Origin of the sequence: Thermotoga caldifontis AZM44c09 (genome assembly GCF_000828655.1) — a bacterium.
Taxonomy (GTDB): domain Bacteria; phylum Thermotogota; class Thermotogae; order Thermotogales; family DSM-5069; genus Pseudothermotoga_A; species Pseudothermotoga_A caldifontis.
This window is the reverse complement of the sequence record NZ_AP014509.1, coordinates 1828448-1844400: the sequence shown is the minus strand read 5'-3', so window position 1 is coordinate 1844400 and position 15953 is coordinate 1828448. Positions and strand designations below refer to the sequence as shown.

13 protein-coding genes and 1 tRNA gene are annotated in these 15953 nt (G+C 50.9%); 9 read left to right on the top strand and 5 right to left on the bottom strand.

Features of this window, described 5'->3' with window-relative positions; all coding sequences use genetic code 11:
• Positions 1 to 90 precede the first annotated feature (90 nt).
• From yihA to TSP01S_RS09115, 5 genes are all read right to left on the bottom strand, one after another.
• A complete protein-coding gene (gene yihA / locus TSP01S_RS09135; protein ID WP_231848560.1) occupies positions 91 to 657 on the bottom strand; it encodes a ribosome biogenesis GTP-binding protein YihA/YsxC in 567 nt (188 codons plus the stop codon).
• On the bottom strand, positions 654 to 3005 hold the full coding sequence (gene lon, locus TSP01S_RS09130; RefSeq protein WP_052463581.1) for an endopeptidase La: 2352 nt from the start codon (positions 3003 to 3005) through the stop codon (positions 654 to 656). Before lon ends, yihA begins: the two co-directional genes overlap by 4 nt.
• Positions 2956 to 3438, bottom strand: coding sequence for a tRNA (adenosine(37)-N6)-threonylcarbamoyltransferase complex ATPase subunit type 1 TsaE (gene tsaE / locus TSP01S_RS09125; RefSeq protein ID WP_041077934.1), 483 nt, complete (start codon positions 3436 to 3438; stop codon positions 2956 to 2958). Before tsaE ends, lon begins: the two co-directional genes overlap by 50 nt.
• The gene (locus TSP01S_RS09120) at positions 3435 to 4205 is read right to left on the bottom strand and encodes an inositol monophosphatase family protein (protein WP_269450318.1); all 771 of its coding nucleotides are present in this window, start codon (positions 4203 to 4205) and stop codon (positions 3435 to 3437) included. The genes tsaE and TSP01S_RS09120 overlap by 4 nt, the downstream gene beginning before the upstream one ends.
• A 42-nt stretch (positions 4206 to 4247) precedes the next feature.
• Positions 4248 to 4322, bottom strand: a tRNA-Val gene (locus TSP01S_RS09115).
• A gap of 302 nt (positions 4323 to 4624) precedes the next feature.
• On the opposite strand from TSP01S_RS09115, the gene TSP01S_RS09105 reads away from it, so the two are divergent.
• From TSP01S_RS09105 to argF, 9 genes are all read left to right on the top strand, one after another.
• The gene (locus TSP01S_RS09105) at positions 4625 to 5005 is read left to right on the top strand and encodes a hypothetical protein (RefSeq protein ID WP_041077928.1); all 381 of its coding nucleotides are present in this window, start codon (positions 4625 to 4627) and stop codon (positions 5003 to 5005) included.
• A 20-nt stretch (positions 5006 to 5025) separates the two neighbouring features.
• A complete protein-coding gene (locus tag TSP01S_RS09100; protein WP_041077926.1) occupies positions 5026 to 6693 on the top strand; it encodes a carbon starvation CstA family protein in 1668 nt (555 codons plus the stop codon).
• 249 nt (positions 6694 to 6942) lie between these two features.
• Positions 6943 to 8982 carry a methyl-accepting chemotaxis protein gene (locus tag TSP01S_RS09095; RefSeq protein WP_041077924.1) on the top strand — a complete coding sequence of 680 codons (2040 nt, stop codon included), beginning with the start codon at positions 6943 to 6945 and terminating at the stop codon, positions 8980 to 8982.
• A gap of 106 nt (positions 8983 to 9088) precedes the next feature.
• Positions 9089 to 10276 (top strand): metallophosphoesterase, encoded by a 1188-nt coding sequence (locus TSP01S_RS09090; RefSeq protein ID WP_144380658.1) that lies wholly within the window; start codon positions 9089 to 9091, stop codon positions 10274 to 10276.
• Positions 10277 to 10286: 10 nt separating this feature from the next.
• On the top strand, positions 10287 to 11918 hold the full coding sequence (gene argS / locus TSP01S_RS09085; protein ID WP_041077922.1) for an arginine--tRNA ligase: 1632 nt from the start codon (positions 10287 to 10289) through the stop codon (positions 11916 to 11918).
• Between the two features lie 5 nt (positions 11919 to 11923).
• Positions 11924 to 13210 carry an adenylosuccinate lyase gene (gene purB, locus TSP01S_RS09080; protein WP_041077920.1) on the top strand — a complete coding sequence of 429 codons (1287 nt, stop codon included), beginning with the start codon at positions 11924 to 11926 and terminating at the stop codon, positions 13208 to 13210.
• 5 nt (positions 13211 to 13215) lie between these two features.
• A complete protein-coding gene (locus TSP01S_RS09075; RefSeq protein WP_041077918.1) occupies positions 13216 to 14418 on the top strand; it encodes an adenylosuccinate synthase in 1203 nt (400 codons plus the stop codon).
• A gap of 14 nt (positions 14419 to 14432) precedes the next feature.
• Positions 14433 to 14954, top strand: coding sequence for a nitroreductase family protein (locus tag TSP01S_RS09070; protein ID WP_052463655.1), 522 nt, complete (start codon positions 14433 to 14435; stop codon positions 14952 to 14954).
• A 13-nt stretch (positions 14955 to 14967) separates the two neighbouring features.
• On the top strand, positions 14968 to 15909 hold the full coding sequence (argF, locus tag TSP01S_RS09065) for an ornithine carbamoyltransferase (protein ID WP_041077914.1): 942 nt from the start codon (positions 14968 to 14970) through the stop codon (positions 15907 to 15909).
• Positions 15910 to 15953: the final 44 nt, after the last annotated feature.

The following is a 15953-nucleotide window of genomic DNA, read 5'->3' as shown; positions in this document are numbered from 1 at the left end:
CAGTTTTTTCATGGCTATCCCCCCTTACCCGGTTTTTTTCGATCGTCTCCGCTTTCTCTCCGCTGAGGGGACAGCCCCGGCAGGAATTTTTTATTCCAGAGCTTTTGTGATTCTTTCGACGATCTCCTTGACACCCCTCCGGTTCAACGCGGAATAAGCTATCACTTCGCTACTGAACTGTTCTGAAAAGTATCTTACCACTTTTTGTAGCTGAGCTTCACTGAGCTTATCCGTCTTACTCAACACGATCAACAGGTTCAACCCGTAATACGCACAGTACTCTACGAACATTCTATCACTTTCCTGGACGTCGAGTCTACTGTCAACCAGTAAAACGCTGAGCTTGATCTCTTCCCTTCTCAGTGAAAAATAACTTTCAATGAGTTTCTTCCAGAGTTGTCTTTCCAACTTGGAGACGGCAGCGTAACCGTATCCAGGTAGATCCACAAAGTAGTAACGCTCGTTGACGAGGTAAAAGTTGATCGTCCTTGTTTTACCCGGTGTCTTACTCACCCGAGCAATTTTCTGGTTGAAGAGGACGTTGAGAAGCGTTGATTTCCCAACGTTCGACCTTCCGGCGAAGCAAACCTCGCCGGCCAGCGGTTGTGGAAACTGTTCAACACTGCGTGCACCCACGACGAAACGAACGCTTTTCACAAACACGACTCTCTCACTGCCTGTTCGATGTTGTCTATGAGTATGATTTCTAAGTCTCGGAGCACTTCCTTTGGTAACTTCATCAAGTCTTTCTCGTTCGCCTTCGGTAGCAGAACTCGTTTGATGTTGTACCTGTGCGCCGCGAGAACTTTCTCCTTCACACCTCCGACTGGCAGAATCTTACCTCGCAACGTGATCTCACCGGTCATCGCGGTGTCGTTCCTCACTTTCCTTTTCAGCGCACTTGAAATGATCGCAACGCTCATCGTTACACCAGCCGATGGGCCATCCTTCGGCACGGACCCTTCTGGAACGTTTATGTGAATGTCGTTGCTCTCAAAAAGAGTTTTCGCATCTGACCCGCAGAAGGATCTTGCGACGCTCAACGCGATTCTGGCAGATTCTCTCATGGTTTCTCCAAGCCGTCCAGTGAGGATGAGCTCTCCTCTGCCCGGGATCAGGGCACATTCGACGAGCACCATCGTTCCACCGTACTCTGTCCAGGCGAGTCCCTGAACGGCTCCGATCTCTGCCTGCGATAGAGACGGAAGATCCAAGTTTCTCTCCGGGCCGAGTATTTCAGCCAGCTTACGCACGTTCACCATGAAGTTCTTCTGGCCCTGCTCGAGGTTCAGAACGGCTGTCCTGACGATTTTTTCCAGATCTCTTGTGAGTTGTCTCACACCCGCCTCCCTCGTGTAGGAACGTATGATCTTCATGATTGCGGCGTCGCTGATTTTGAAAGTTCCTCGCTCAAGGTTGTGCTCGGTTAGGATCTTTGGAAGTACGTAGTTCTTGGCAATCATGAACTTCTCCTGCTCGGTGTAACTTTCGATCTCTATGATCTCCATTCTATCCAAAAGTGCTGGTGGGATCGTGTGTGTCACGTTCGCCGTAGTGATGAAAAGCACCTGTGAGAGATCAAAAGGCAGTTCGATGTAGTGATCGAGGAATTCTTTGTTCTGCTCTGGATCCAACACTTCGAGCAACGCGGCGGCAGGATCACCCTGAAAACTCACCGCGAGTTTGTCGATCTCGTCGAGTAACATGACGGGATTTTTGCACTGCGCGGTTCTGATCATCTGAACGATGCGACCCGGCATCGCGCCAACGTACGTGCGTCTGTGACCTTTGATTTCCGCCTCATCTCTCAGACCACCGAGAGACATCCTCACAAACCTTCTGTCCAGCGCCTGCGCGACGGCGCGTGCGAGCGAGGTCTTACCCACCCCCGGTGGCCCAACGAGACACAGTATCGGTGATCTCACGCTCTTGCTCCTCTTTCTCACTGCGAGGAATTCAAGGATCCTCTGTTTCGCTTCCTCCAGACCGTAGTGACTCTGCTCGAGAATTCTCTGAGCCTGGCTGAGATCTGTGTTCTCGGGCAGGACAGTCTGCCATGGCAGATTCAAGATCCAGTCCAGATAGGATCTCACCACGGTCGCCTCCGCGGAGTACGGTGACATTTGTTCCAACCTCTCGATCTCCTGCAGGGCCTTCTGCTGTACGTAATCGGGAAGGTTCAGTGTGGAGAGTTTCTGTCTGAGCTGGGCCGTTTCGCTGTTTTTCTGTCCAAGTTCTTCACTTATTGCCTTCAGTTTCTCTCTGAGAAAGAATTCTTTCTGCGTCTCCTCGATTCTCTTTCTCACCTTGCTGTCAAGCTCTCGCTCTATTTCGAGTAATTCATTTTCCCGTATCAGGATCTCTAAGATCTGTTCCAGTCTTCTGGTGGGGTGTGTTTCATCCAAGAGACGCTGTTTCTCGTCGTTAGGGATCACCAGCAAAGAAGCGATCAGGTCTGAAAACTTGTCTGCATCGTTGACGCGAAGAACGCCTTCAATCATTTCTGGAGAGTATCTCTGCGTGTAGTGCGCGTACTTCAGAAAATTCTCACGAACGCTCCTGATGAACGCTTCGACCTTTTTACTTTTTCTGTATCTCGCTTTCGTGATCTCGATCTCTGCTATCGTTGGCTGTTCCTGGCTGACAGTTCTGATCCTTGCACGCGCCTTTCCTTCGAGCAGGACCCTGAAGCTTCCATCTGGAAGATGCACGGCTTGCAACACGATGCAAACTGTTCCTGTGTTTGAGGATTCAGACGAAACGTCTTTCTGGTAGATCGCGAGAATGTATCTGTTGTAAGATTCGATGGACAATTCCAAAACCCCCAACATTTCTTCCGTGCTCACATGGACCGGAACTACGGTCTGCGGAAAGACCACGGGCCCTCCAACAAGCCTGAGAACGGGGAGCGTGGAAGGTATGGACTTTTCCCCGGTTGTTTCCTGCGCGAGTTTTTCAAGTTTTTCGAATTTGCCCAACTTCCAACCACCTCTTCGAAAGCTCATTCAAGAATCGTTCATCTTGCGACTCTACCGAAACGGTTCTTCCATTCTCGCAGAAACCGAGTGAAATCTTTATCTCTTCACCGCTCCAGAAGGATTCGATCCTGTCTGCCCACTCTATGAAGGTGATTCCATCCCTGCGCTCGAGAATTTCCTCGATCTCCATGAGCAACTCTGTGTCTCTTCCTACCCTGTACAGGTCGACATGGTAAACTTTGAGCTTGCCCTCATAGAGGTTCATCAGGGAGAAAGTGGGGCTCCGTATCTGAGATGAATCCAACCCGAAGGTAGGTGCACAGTGCTTGACAAAACTCGTTTTACCGCTGCCGAGTTCTCCGACGAGCAGGACTACGGTCCCAGGTGTGATGAGGCTGGAAAAGACCTGTGCGAATCTGGCGAACGACACCTGGTCCAGGCAGCCAAAATCTTTTCTCATCGCTCGCTTCCTTTTACCTTATTTATTATTTCCAGCACCTCTGAATGTAGCTTTCCATTGCTGAAAAGGTACGCTCCACTCGAAAGGCTCGCCTGCTTGCCGTCCAGGTCGGTGACGCATCCACCGGCTTCGGGAACTATGAGTAAGACCGGTGCAACGTCCCAGGGGTTGGCACGCCTGGCGACAAAGAAGTCGAACCGTCCACAGGCCACGTAGGAAGCGGCAAGGACAGCGCTTCCCATCATGCGCATTCTGCGCACGCGTTTTTCTATGGCGTTCACGAAATGGCCCGTGAATCCCACATAGAAACCGACGTTCCCTATCGATTCCCGAAGCGTCGCATTAGTCGATACACTGATCTTTTCACCGTTCCTGTACGCACCTTCGCCTTTCACAGCATAGAAAGTTTCGTTCAACACAGGATCGTGGACGACACCGATCAGAACGTCGCCAAATTCTGAGTACGCTATTCCAACGGCAAAAGACGGCAAACCGTGCACGAAGTTCATCGTACCGTCTATCGGATCGACGATCCAAAGCTTTTGGCCCGTTTCGAAGCGATCTTCCTCGGCGAGTATCGCTTCGTGCGGGAAGTATCTTTCGATCTCGCTCACGATCATCTGTTGCGCTTGCTTATCGCAATCGCTCACTATGTCCTGAAAAGAGCTCTTCTCTCTCACGTTCAGCGCGTTACCCCAGTGCTGTAGAAGGTAAAAACCAACGCGACGTGCGAGTTTTATTGCGAAATCGAGCCTGTCCAAGTACATCGCCTCCCACGAAAGAATAAGGGGTCCTGACGGACCCCATTGTGGTGGGTGCGGCAGGGATTGAACCTACGACCTCTTCCTCGTCAAGGAAGCGCTCTCCCACTGAGCTACGCACCCACACACTTTAAATATACCACAGCACGCGGAAAGATTCAAGAGGCAGCTGGGTCCTGTGGGAAGAATCTTTCGACTGAGTCACAGTGTGCTCTTAAAAAGTGCCATGCGGAATCGCCGCAGCGTGAAATAGAAGGATTTCGTGAGAAAATTGAGGATAAACGGGGAAGAAATGACCGTATGTTGGTTGAAAGCGTGAGAAATCAAGAATAGCACTGTTTGAATGGATAAAACACTTCTGGTAAGATAATTGCAGCTTACGTGTTTCACAAAGAACTTAAACTGACAAGGAGAAAAAAAGAAGTATGCAGTACAAATTCGCAATAGATGAAGACAAGCTCAAAGAATTCTACTATGAACCCTATGAATTCAACGGGCACCGCTTGTACAGAAGGGTTTTAATCCTCAAGAAAAGTGGCTTGCTTGGTGAAATTGCCAGCTACAAATTGATCGATTTCATTGTGCCGGATCTGGGTGCGAACGAGCTGTTGCCTTTCATCAAACCCATTTCAGACGTTATGATTCAAAGGTTCCTACTGCTTGGTCGTGGAAAGATGATCAAGAAGTCCTTCTGGTTTGGACTGAGAGGATGGGCTTACATCGGTTTTCTGGAAGGTGAGGAAAAATTGTTCAACGACATGAGGAGAGAATTCAAGGAAGCTCTGAAGATGGAGGAGCACCAGTAATACAGAGAGGAGGTATCGTGATGGTTTTGGTGCTGTTTCTCGTAGCGGCACTGTTGTTCGGAGTAGCGTACAAACTCTACGGCGGTTGGCAGGAAAAGTTGTACGGTCTGGACGACAAAAACAAGACCCCGGCTCAGGAACTGTACGACGGAATTGACTACGTGCCAACTCACCCTGTTGTACTCTTGGGACACCATTTCTCCAGCATCGCGGGTGCCGGTCCCATAGTCGGGCCAATCACGGCCGGTTCAATGTTTGGCTGGCTGCCTGCCTATCTGTGGATCCTGATCGGCTCTATCTTCATTGGTGGCGTGCACGACATGGGTGCCATAGTGGGATCGATACGCCACAAAGGTCTCAGCGTGGGAGAGCTCATAAATCGCTACATAGGTAAGCGTGGGAAAATGTTGTTCAACGCGTTCGCCTGGTTCGCTCTGGTACTCGTTGTATCGGCCTTCTTACAGCTCGCCGCCACTTCATTTGCGGGAGATCCGGCGGTCGCTTTTACCGCAGTTCTTTACATGGTGGTTGCCATCGTGTTCGGTATTCTGGTCTACAGGTTGAACGTACCGCTGCTGTGGGCCACCATCATTGTGCTCCCACTGGTTGTGGGTGGAATTTTCTGGGGAAACTATTCGGAATGGGTACAATCTGCTTTTAGACTGAGCCTCAACACGTGGCAGTGGATATTGATCGTTTACATATTTGTGGCTTCCGTGCTTCCTGTCTGGCTCCTGCTCCAACCGAGAGATTATATCTCTTCCTGGTTCCTGTACTTCGCAGTGATCATCGCCACGATAGGTATTCTGTTTGGTGGAGGCAGGTACCCTGTAAATCTAGAAAGTTTCAAAGGTTGGTATGCAGGCGGGGATAACTACCTGTGGCCTATCCTGTTCATCACCATCGCGTGTGGCGCGATCAGTGGATTCCACTCGCTGGTTGGTAGCGGGACAACGGCAAAGCAGTTGAGGTACGAGAAAGATGCCAAGCTCATTGGTTACGGCGGTATGTTGCTGGAAGGGTTGGTCGCAGTCATAGCCCTGATCACCGTGATGATGGCCGGCAAAATCCTGTCTCCTGCGCCGGGTTTGCCAGCGAATCCACAGTACACGTTCGGAGTCGGTTTCGCCAAGTTCTGGAGTTTGTTTGGACTTCCGGAGAAGGTTGGCATATCCTTCGGTATGTTCGCCATCAACACGTTCATACTCACCTCGCTGGACACCGCTACACGTCTTGGACGGTATCAGCTTCAGGAGCTGACCTCAGGTAAACTGGACAAGTACAGCTCAACGCTCATCACAGTCTTAGCCGCACTATTACTGGTCTTCATGAAGAGCGGTCAAACGCCGGTTTGGAGACTCATCTGGCCGGTGTTCGGCTCGGCCAACCAGCTAACGGCAGGCCTGGCGCTGCTTGGAATAACGGCTTACGTGATCAAGGCCTTGAAAAAGCCCGCGTGGTTCACCGGCTTACCCATGGTGTTCATGATCGTGACGACCTTGTTCGCACTGGTGCTTCTGGTCAAGGCCAACTTGAAAGGCGCCACGCTTCCCTTGGGAATCATCTCTATAATACTCATAGTCCTGGCGGTCTGGTTGGTGATAGAGGGCTATCTGGCACTGGCGAGGAGAGGAACAAGAGAAGAGGTTCAATCGAAGGCACAGACGGAAACACAGTCTCGAAGTTAAGACGGCGTTCTGGCCGGCGATACGATCGAAACCTTCGGCGTGCCGGGGCCTGGTTTGGGTTTGAACCCAGACCAGGCCTTAACATTTCTCCCAGAAACCTCGGTCGGAGGGAAGGCTCGCTTAAAATTTCGATGGATCGTTCCATAAATACAACTGTCTGGAATGTGCCGGAAACCGACCGTGTCAAGCAAACGATGGTATAATCTTCTGGGAAACAAAGTGGCAGGGATTTTCAAAGGAGGTGTTTGTATGAAATCCATACGATCGAGGATCTTGTTCTGGTTTTTGACAACGACACTGGTATTCCTTGCAATTTTAGGTTTGTTTGTTTATTTTCAAACAAGGAACACCGTCCTTCCCCTCACGCAGGAACTGGCACTGCAGATCGTGGACGGAAACGCTCGAATGGTTTCTGAGTGGTTGAGTGGCCGTTCGTTCGAACTCAAATCTATCGCCATGGGTCTGGAGAGCATGGCGGCGATAAAGATACTGCAGATGAAAGACGTGGTTTCCGGAACGCTCTATTCGATAGCTCTGCAGTTGTCGGCTAAGTTGAAGGAAAGGAAGGAAGTGTTCGACACGTACTTCGTGGCGGACTATCGCGAAGGTTTGCTCTACGAGACTGACGGTGCGAGCGTTGTTGAATCGAGCGCCAAAGAAAGGGAATTCTACAGAAAGATCATAGTGGAGAAGCAAGACTCATTCATGGGTGAGTTGCACGTGTCAGCGCTGACGAAACGTCCCGTTTTCATCATCGCCCACAAAGTCGTTGATTCGCTGGGTGACGTCGTGGGCGTGTTCGGTGCAACGATCCCTCTGGAAAGTTTGTGCAAAATGACGTCGCAGATTGCGATGGGCAAAGCAGGTTACGGCTGGATCATCGATGGCAGTGGTCTGGTTCTGGCGCATCCTGAAAAGTCCTTCGTTGGACAGTTCAACGTTCTGAAAAGTTCGCAGGCAGGTTACAAGGGTTTGGAGGAACTCGGGACGAAGATGGTCAAGGGTGAGCAGGGTTTTGGAACCATCTCCGCGCCGGACGGTAGGAAATTGTTCCTCGCCTTCACGCCGATTCCAGGAACACCGAACTGGACTCTGGGACTTGCGATAGAAGAACAGGCATTGTTCTCGAGAGCGAACAGGATGATACTCATGGTGCTCGTGGTTCTGATGATCATCGTTGGCATGATCGTATTCGTCTCCTTCATCGTCGGACAGAGCATAGCCAGGCCCATAAAATCCCTGGCGGCATCCGTTCAGAAGTTTGGTTCCGGTGATTTGACGGTCGAATTTTCTGTCAAAGCCAGGGATGAAACTTCGCAGATAGCTTCCGCTCTCAGGAACATGGCTCAATCTTTGAGAAGTTCTCTTGGTCTGACTAAGGACTCCGCAGCTGAACTCGACAGGTTCTCAGGGCAACTTGAAACGGTTGCAAGAGAGAGCGAAGAGGTTGCGATGAAGCTGAATGAGGAGGCAGAGGAACTGAACAAGAACGTTCAAAATGTTTCGGCTTCCATGCAGCAGGTTGGCTCGGGAGTGGAAGAGGTCGCGGCGAGTGCACAGAACGTTTCCAGATCTGCACAGCAGTTGAGCGAGAGATCACAGAAAGTTTCTAAGGCTGCCAAAGAGGGCGAACAGGCCGTTGAAAGGATAATCGAGATCGTGAACTCCGCCAGACAGATATCGGGCTCCACTGTTCAGACTGTGAGTAAGCTTGCGGAGGATGCGAAGAACGTTGCGACGGTTGTCGAGACTATAAACGCCATCGCCGAACAGACGAACCTGCTCGCACTGAACGCGGCCATCGAAGCTGCCAGGGCTGGTGAAGCGGGTCGAGGCTTTGCAGTGGTTGCCGACGAGATAAGAAAGCTCGCAGAACAGAGCAAGAAGGCGACAGGCGACATAGCCAGCATTTTGAAAAAGATTCAACAGGGTGCGAAAGAAGCAGACGAGAAGACGAACGAGACGGCCAGAGCTGTTGAAGAAGCTGCGGTGCGGGCATCTGAAGTGGGTGGAAGGTTGAAGGATATACTGGCTGAGGTCGAATCGATGACCACTATGGTCGAATCGACCGCTGCCAGTGCACAGGAACAGAGTGCGGCAGCGCAAGAGATGGCCAGCGCCGTTGACAGCACAACGAAGGCCATGGCAAACATAGCCGCAAGGATTGAAAGGATGGTAGAAGGCATCAGAAAACAGGCACAGCTGGTTGTGGAGACACGACAGATTGGAGATGAACTGAGGCAAATTTCGAGCAAACTTTTGGAATCGCTCGGAAAATTCAAGTTGTGAAGATCTGGTTTGTCCCATTCGGCGCCGCAGCTGCGGCGCTTTTCATCTTTCTGAGCGCGATGTATAATCCGATTGTGAGAAAATCTGGCGGGCGAGGATCAGTACAATGAAACAGATCTTCATCAGCGATCTGCACATAGGTGATGGATCGGCGAAAGACGACTTTCAGTTCGATGATGAGCTGATCGAGCTTTTGGAGCACTTCGAAGCCCAGCCGGACACCGAGCTGGTTATAGTGGGTGACGGTCTGGAATTGCTCGAAAACCGGGCTGTGAAAGACTTCGGCCTGGTCTCTTTCGAGACACTGGTTTCTTCACTGGATGGAAAAGTGATCTCGAACATAGAAAAGAAACATCCGCGGCTCTTTGAGAGTTTCAGAAAATTCTCGAAGCACCACAGGATCACGTATATCGTTGGTAACCATGATTATTATCTCCTCGCGAACCAGAGGCTGAGAGAAGAGCTGGTGGATAGATTGAACTGCGAAGTGGTACCTTATTACTACAACGAAGAGATAGGACTCCTCGCCCTTCACGGTAACCAGTTCGATCTCATCAACAAATTTTCCAGAAGTCGCGATGGGACGCTTGTCCCTCCCTTGGGAGACTATCTGGCCAGATACATGATGTTTCACTTCGACGAGTACCTCGAATCGCTGGTTCCTGAAGAGATACTGTCCGATTACGATAACGTGAGGCCCAGCTTGGACGTGTTCCACTGGTTCGAACGGGTGCTGGAAGTTTACGATCTCGGGGTGGACATTCTGGAGCTCTGGATAAGCACGTTTTTGAAAATGATGCAAACCGTTGAGGCCCGCATGTGGATGAAGGAGAACTTTCCCTACTTGAGATGTCTTTCCAAAATTTTCCTGAACAAGTGGGGCGGTATAACGCTCGGCTCTTTGCTCATCAGGGCTACGATGAAGATCAGGGGTGCGCGCCGCAGCGACTATCTTTTCAAGAGGGCAAAGAAACTTCTGAAGGAAGGGAAGATCGAAGCGCAGGAGATGATCGGTTACGCCGATGGTGATATCCATCTGCCAAAACTGAACGTCGTGGTTTTCGGCCACATACACCATCACGCGTTTCGCATCGTGCCGGTCAAGGGACAGAACAGGTTCTACATAAACTGTGGCACCTGGCGGCCCGTGGTGGAGAAAGTCAACGGACGAAAAAAATACGGTTTTCAGAAGAAGGCAGAACTCTTCTATGCGGTTGTCTCGGTCCCGAGAGAAGGAGATTTAGAGATCACAACGAACGTGAAGAACAAGACCAGCAAGAGCAAATTCTTGTGAGGTGATACATTTGCTCAGAAGGTTGATCCATAACCTGTTGGAGGATGTGCTGAAAGAACTCGGACTGTCTTACCATTTCGACGTCGAAATTCCCCCGGAAGGGTTCGGCGATTTCTCAACGAACGCAGCGTTCGTGGGTGCCAGGCACGCGAAGTGCTCTCCCATGGTGCTCGCAGAAAGGATAGTGGAAAAACTTAAGGACAAAGATGTGTTCGATTCGGTGGAGATTGCAAAGCCTGGGTTCATCAATTTCAAGCTCAGCAAGAAGGCGTTCATCGATGTTCTGAAAGAGATAATAAGCAACGATGGTTATCCCATCCACAGATCCGAACCTTTGAAAGTTCAGTTCGAGTACGGCAGTGCCAATCCCACCGGTCCTTTCACTGTCGGTCACGGAAGGCAACTCGTCATAGGAGATGTGCTCTGCAACGTTTTCGAAGAACTCGGCTACGAAGTGACCAGGGAGATGTACATAAACGATGCCGGAAGGCAGATAAGCTTGCTCGCGAAGTCTCTGTGGGTACGGTACAACCAGCTGCTCGGTGTAGAGAACCTTCAGATACCCGAGGATGGTTACAGAGGAGAATACCTGATAGACATCGCCAGAAAGCTTCTGAACGAGGTTGGGGATGTCTACAAAAACCGCTGGGACCCAGAAACGGAAAAATTCTTCAAACGCTACGCCGTCGACAGCATACTGAGCAGCATGAAAGAAGACCTCGAGTTGCTCGAATGTGACTTCGACGTGTATTTCTCCGAAACGAGTTTGATAGAGGACGGAACCGTTCAAAAGGTCCTCGAAATTCTGAAAGAGAAAGGGTTCATCTACGAAAAGGATGGTGCGGTATGGTTGAAGGTTTCCGAGTTCGTCAACGACGATGATAAAGTGCTCATAAAGAGCGATGGGAGTTACACTTACTTTCTGACCGACATCGCCTACCACTTCAACAAGTACACGAGAGGTTTCCAAAAGGTGTACGACATATGGGGTAGCGACCATCACGGTCACATACCGAGGATGGTCGCCGCGATGAGGGCTTTAGGTATTCAGGATGGATTCTTCAACGTCATACTCCACCAGTTCGTGACGCTGAAGCGTGGTGAAGAGATCGTTCGAATGTCGACGCGCGCCGGTGAGTTCGTGACCTTGCGGCAGCTGGTCGAAGAGGTTGGAAAAGATGCGGCTCGCTATTTCTTTGCCATGATAGATCCCAACACGCACATGCTCTTCGATCTGGAACTCGCAAAGGCGAAGAGCATGGACAATCCGGTTTACTACGTCCAGTACGCACACGCGAGGATCTGCAGCCTTTTCGAGCAGGCGAAGAACAAGTCGATAGCTTTCAACAAAAACTCTGACCTCGAACTGCTGGGTGACCCTGCGGAACTGGCGCTGGTAAGGAGGCTCGATCTGTTCGAAGACGCCCTCAGGGAAGTTGAAAAGACGCTTTCACCCAACAAACTCACGCAGTATCTCGAAGCGCTCGCCTACGATTTTCACAGTTTTTACACGAAGTGCCTCATTCTCGACCCAGACAATCCACGCCTGTCCAACGCACGTTTGAACCTGTCGTACGCAACCTTGATGGTGCTGAAGAGAGGTCTTTCCCTGTTGAGGGTCAGTGCCCCTGAAAGGATGTGAGCGGTTTGGTCGAGAGGTACGCTCTGTCTCCGATGAAGGAACTGTGGAACGTCGAAGCCAATCTTCGAAGATGGCTCGCGGTGGAACTCGCCGTGATGGAGGCGTACGAAGAGCTCGGTCTGATACCTGCCGGTATGGCTGAGAGGGCGAGGAAAAACGCGAAGATAGACCTTTCTCTGTTCGAGAAGTACGAACAAGAGACGGATCACGAAGTCATCGCGTTCATCAAGATGGCGACACAGAACATGCAGGATGAATCGCGGTACTTCCACTACGGTCTGACGTCATCGGATGTCATAGACACGGCACTTTCCCTGGCACTCGTGGAAAGCTGCGACGTGTTACTGGAAGCGCTCAGCAAGCTTCTGAAATCTCTCTGGCAACTCGCAAACAGGCACAGATACACCATCACGATCGGGAGAACGCACGGGGTACACGCAGAACCGACGAGTTTTGGTTTGAAGGTTCTGAACTGGTATGCAGAAATGAAGAGGAACCAGGAAAGGCTGAAGATCGCCAGAGAACAGATAAGTGTCGGCAAGATCAGTGGCGCGGTTGGAAACTACGCGAACGTTCCACCCGAAGTTGAGGAACTCGCTTTGAAAAAGCTCGGTTTGAGGCCTACCCCGATTTCCAGTCAAATCGTCAACAGGGATCATCATGCATTTTTCGTGATGGTTCTCTCCCTCATCGCGAGTGGTATAGAAAGGATCGCGACTGAAATAAGACACTTGCAACGAACAGAAGTTTTGGAGGTTCAGGAACCTTTCAAAGAAGGTCAGAAGGGTTCCAGTGCGATGCCACACAAACAGAACCCTATCCTCTGTGAAAGACTCTGTGGTCTTTCCCGCATCGTGAGGTCTTTCGTGAACACGGCTTTAGAGAACAACAACCTCTGGCACGAAAGGGACATCTCGCACTCTTCTGCGGAGCGTTACATCTTTCCAGACATCACCCAGACACTGCACTACATGCTCGTGAAGGCGAACTATCTGATCGAGAATCTCGTTGTGCACGAACGCAGAATGAAAGAGAACGTGGACCTCACACGGGGTCTCGTTTACTCGGAGAAAGTGATGCTCAAACTCGTGGAGAAAGGCATGAAACGCAGTGAGGCTTACGATATCGTACAGTCCTTGGCGCTCAGGTGCTGGAAATCGAAAGAGGATTTCAAAGAGATCGTGGCGCAGAACATACTTCTGCTCAGCAAAGAAGACCTGGAATCGATCTTCGATCCGAATCAGTTTCTGAAGCAGGTCGATCGGATCTTTTCAAGGTTTGAAGGAGAGTGAGTCGTTTGAACAGCGCTGTGATTGGATTGCAGTGGGGAGACGAAGGAAAGGGAAAGGTTGTCACGTACCTTTCGAGGGATTACGATTGCGTCGTTCGTTACAGCGGGGGAAGCAATGCGGGCCACACGGTCGATTACGGACCGTTCAAACTCGTGCATCATTTGGTTCCTTCGGCCGATGCAAGACTGAAGAAAGGTATGTACATCGCGTGCGGCGTCGCGGTCGATCTGAAGGTTCTTCTTGAGGAAATAGAGCAACTTGAAAGTTTCTTTCCACAGGGCAGTGAATTTTTGAGAGTGTCCAAACAGGCGCACGTCGTCGTTCCATTCTACAGAGAACTCGATGGGAAGATCGATTCTGCGCGCAGCGAGCCTGTGGGGACGACCCGGAGGGGCATAGGTTTGTGCTACGCGAACAGAGCGTTGCGCTTCGGACTGAGACTTGAAGATTTTGAGGACGAGGAATTGCTGGAACACAAACTCAGGGAACTGGCGAGGGTTTGGAATCTGCAAATTGATACGAAATCCGTGCTGAAAGAGTTGATCGAGAGCCACCGTAGGATCTCGCACTTGCTCATCGACAGCGTTGAAGCTTTTGAAGATTTGAAGGGTAAGAACCTCCTGTTCGAAGGCACTCAGGGTGTCCTGCTCGATGTGGATGTGGGAACGTATCCTTACGTGACCTCGACGAACTGTTCGAGCACAGGAGTTCAGGCAGGTTTCGGTTTTCCTGTCAGATTGGATAAGATCATCGGTGTGATGAAGGCCTACACGACGAGGGTTGGTGAGGGACCGTTTCCCACCGAACTTAAAGGTGAAGAGGGAGAGAGGATCAGAAAACTTGGGGGAGAATACGGCGCCACCACAGGAAGACCGAGAAGGTGTGGCTGGCTGGATTTCGTCCTTCTGAGGTACGCTGTGAAAGTGAGCGGCTGTAACGAGGTGATCCTCACGAAGGCGGACGTGCTCAACGGTTTTGAAAAGCTGGCTGTGTGTGTTGCCTACGAGATCGACGGAGTGAGAGTTCGAGACGTGAAGAATCTGAGGAACATTCACAGAGCCGTACCCGTCTACGAGGAGATACAAGGTTGGACGGACCTCGAATCACCTTCGTTTGAGAGATTCGTGAAGAGGATCGAACAAGAACTCGGCGTGAGAATTTCCCACGTCTCGACAGGTTCAAGGATCGACGACATGATCGCTCTGTAAAGGGGGGGAGGATGGTGGAACTTTTGGAGGCGATAAGAACTCGAAGGAGTATTCGAAAGTACGATTCGAGCAAAGACGTGCCGAAAGAGACCATCGAAAAAATCCTCGAGCTGGCTCTGAACGCACCCAGTGCCGGTAACAGACAACCTTGGAGGTTGCACGTTGTGAGGAATTCATCGATGAAAAAGTTGCTCTGCGAAGCGGCGTTCGGACAAACTTACATCGAGGAAGCCCCCTGGGTGATCTGCGTGGTCGCGGTACCGGAAGAGAGTGCGGCGAGGTACGGCGATAGGGGAAGAAACCTCTACTGTATCCAGGATACCGCCGCTCTGATCACTTACATCGTGTTGATAGCGAGAGAATTCGGCCTGGATACGTGCTGGATCGGAGCTTTCGATGAAGATCGAGTGAACGGAATACTGAAATTGCCCACCGGTCAAAGGTGCGTTGCGATGCTGCCGGTTGGCTATGCGGCGGAACCGAGAAGAGATAGGCCCAGAAAACCGTTGAAAGAGATTCTCACATTTCATGAGTGAGGAGGTTTGAAAAATGGCGGTGAACCTGACTGGAAGATCCCTGCTGACGTTGCTCGAGTACACGCCTGAGGAAATAAGCTATCTGCTCGATCTCTCGTTTCAGGTGAAGAGAGAAAGCAGAGCGAAGGTGGTTCACAGAAGGTTCGTCGGAAAGACCTTAGCGATGATATTCGAAAAGAGATCAACCCGAACCAGGCTCGCATTCGAAACGGCCTTTGCCGAGGAAGGCGGTCACCCCATCTTTCTTTCCATCCAGGATATTCAGCTCGGTGCCAAGGAGTCCATCGAAGACACGGCCAGAGTATTGGGCAGAATGGTCGACGCGATCATGTTCAGGGGATTCAAGCAGGAAACTGTTGAAGCGCTCGCAAAGTACTCGGGTGTGCCCGTCTACAACGGCTTGACGGACGTCTTTCACCCAACGCAGGTGCTGGCAGATCTGATGACCGTGCAGGAAGTCTTTGGAAGGTTGAAAGGCATCAAACTCGTGTTCATGGGCGATGGAAGGAACAACATGGCCAATTCGTTGATGATAGGTTGCGCCAAGATGGGTATGCACTACGTCATATGCGCTCCGAAAGAGCTGAGGCCGGATGAAAAACTGCTCAGAACGTGTCTTGAAGTCGCAAAAGAGACAGGTGCGACGATCCAGATAGAAGAAGATCCAGAGAAGGCCGTTGAAGGAGCCGACGTGATTTACACAGACGTTTGGGCTTCCATGGGAGAGGAAGACAAACAGGCCGAACGCGAAAGACTGTTGAGGCCATACCAAGTGAACGAACAGCTGATGAAAAAGACGGGTAAGAATGAGACGATCTTCATGCACTGCTTGCCGGCTGTGAAAGGACAGGAAGTCACGTTCGAGGTTATTGAGGGAAAGCAGAGCAAAGTGTGGGACGAAGCAGAGAACAGAAAGCACACGATAAAGGCACTCATGATAGCCACCCTGTTATGAAAAAAGCGGAGCCTGAAGGCTCCGCTTTCTTCTCTGCTCGACTC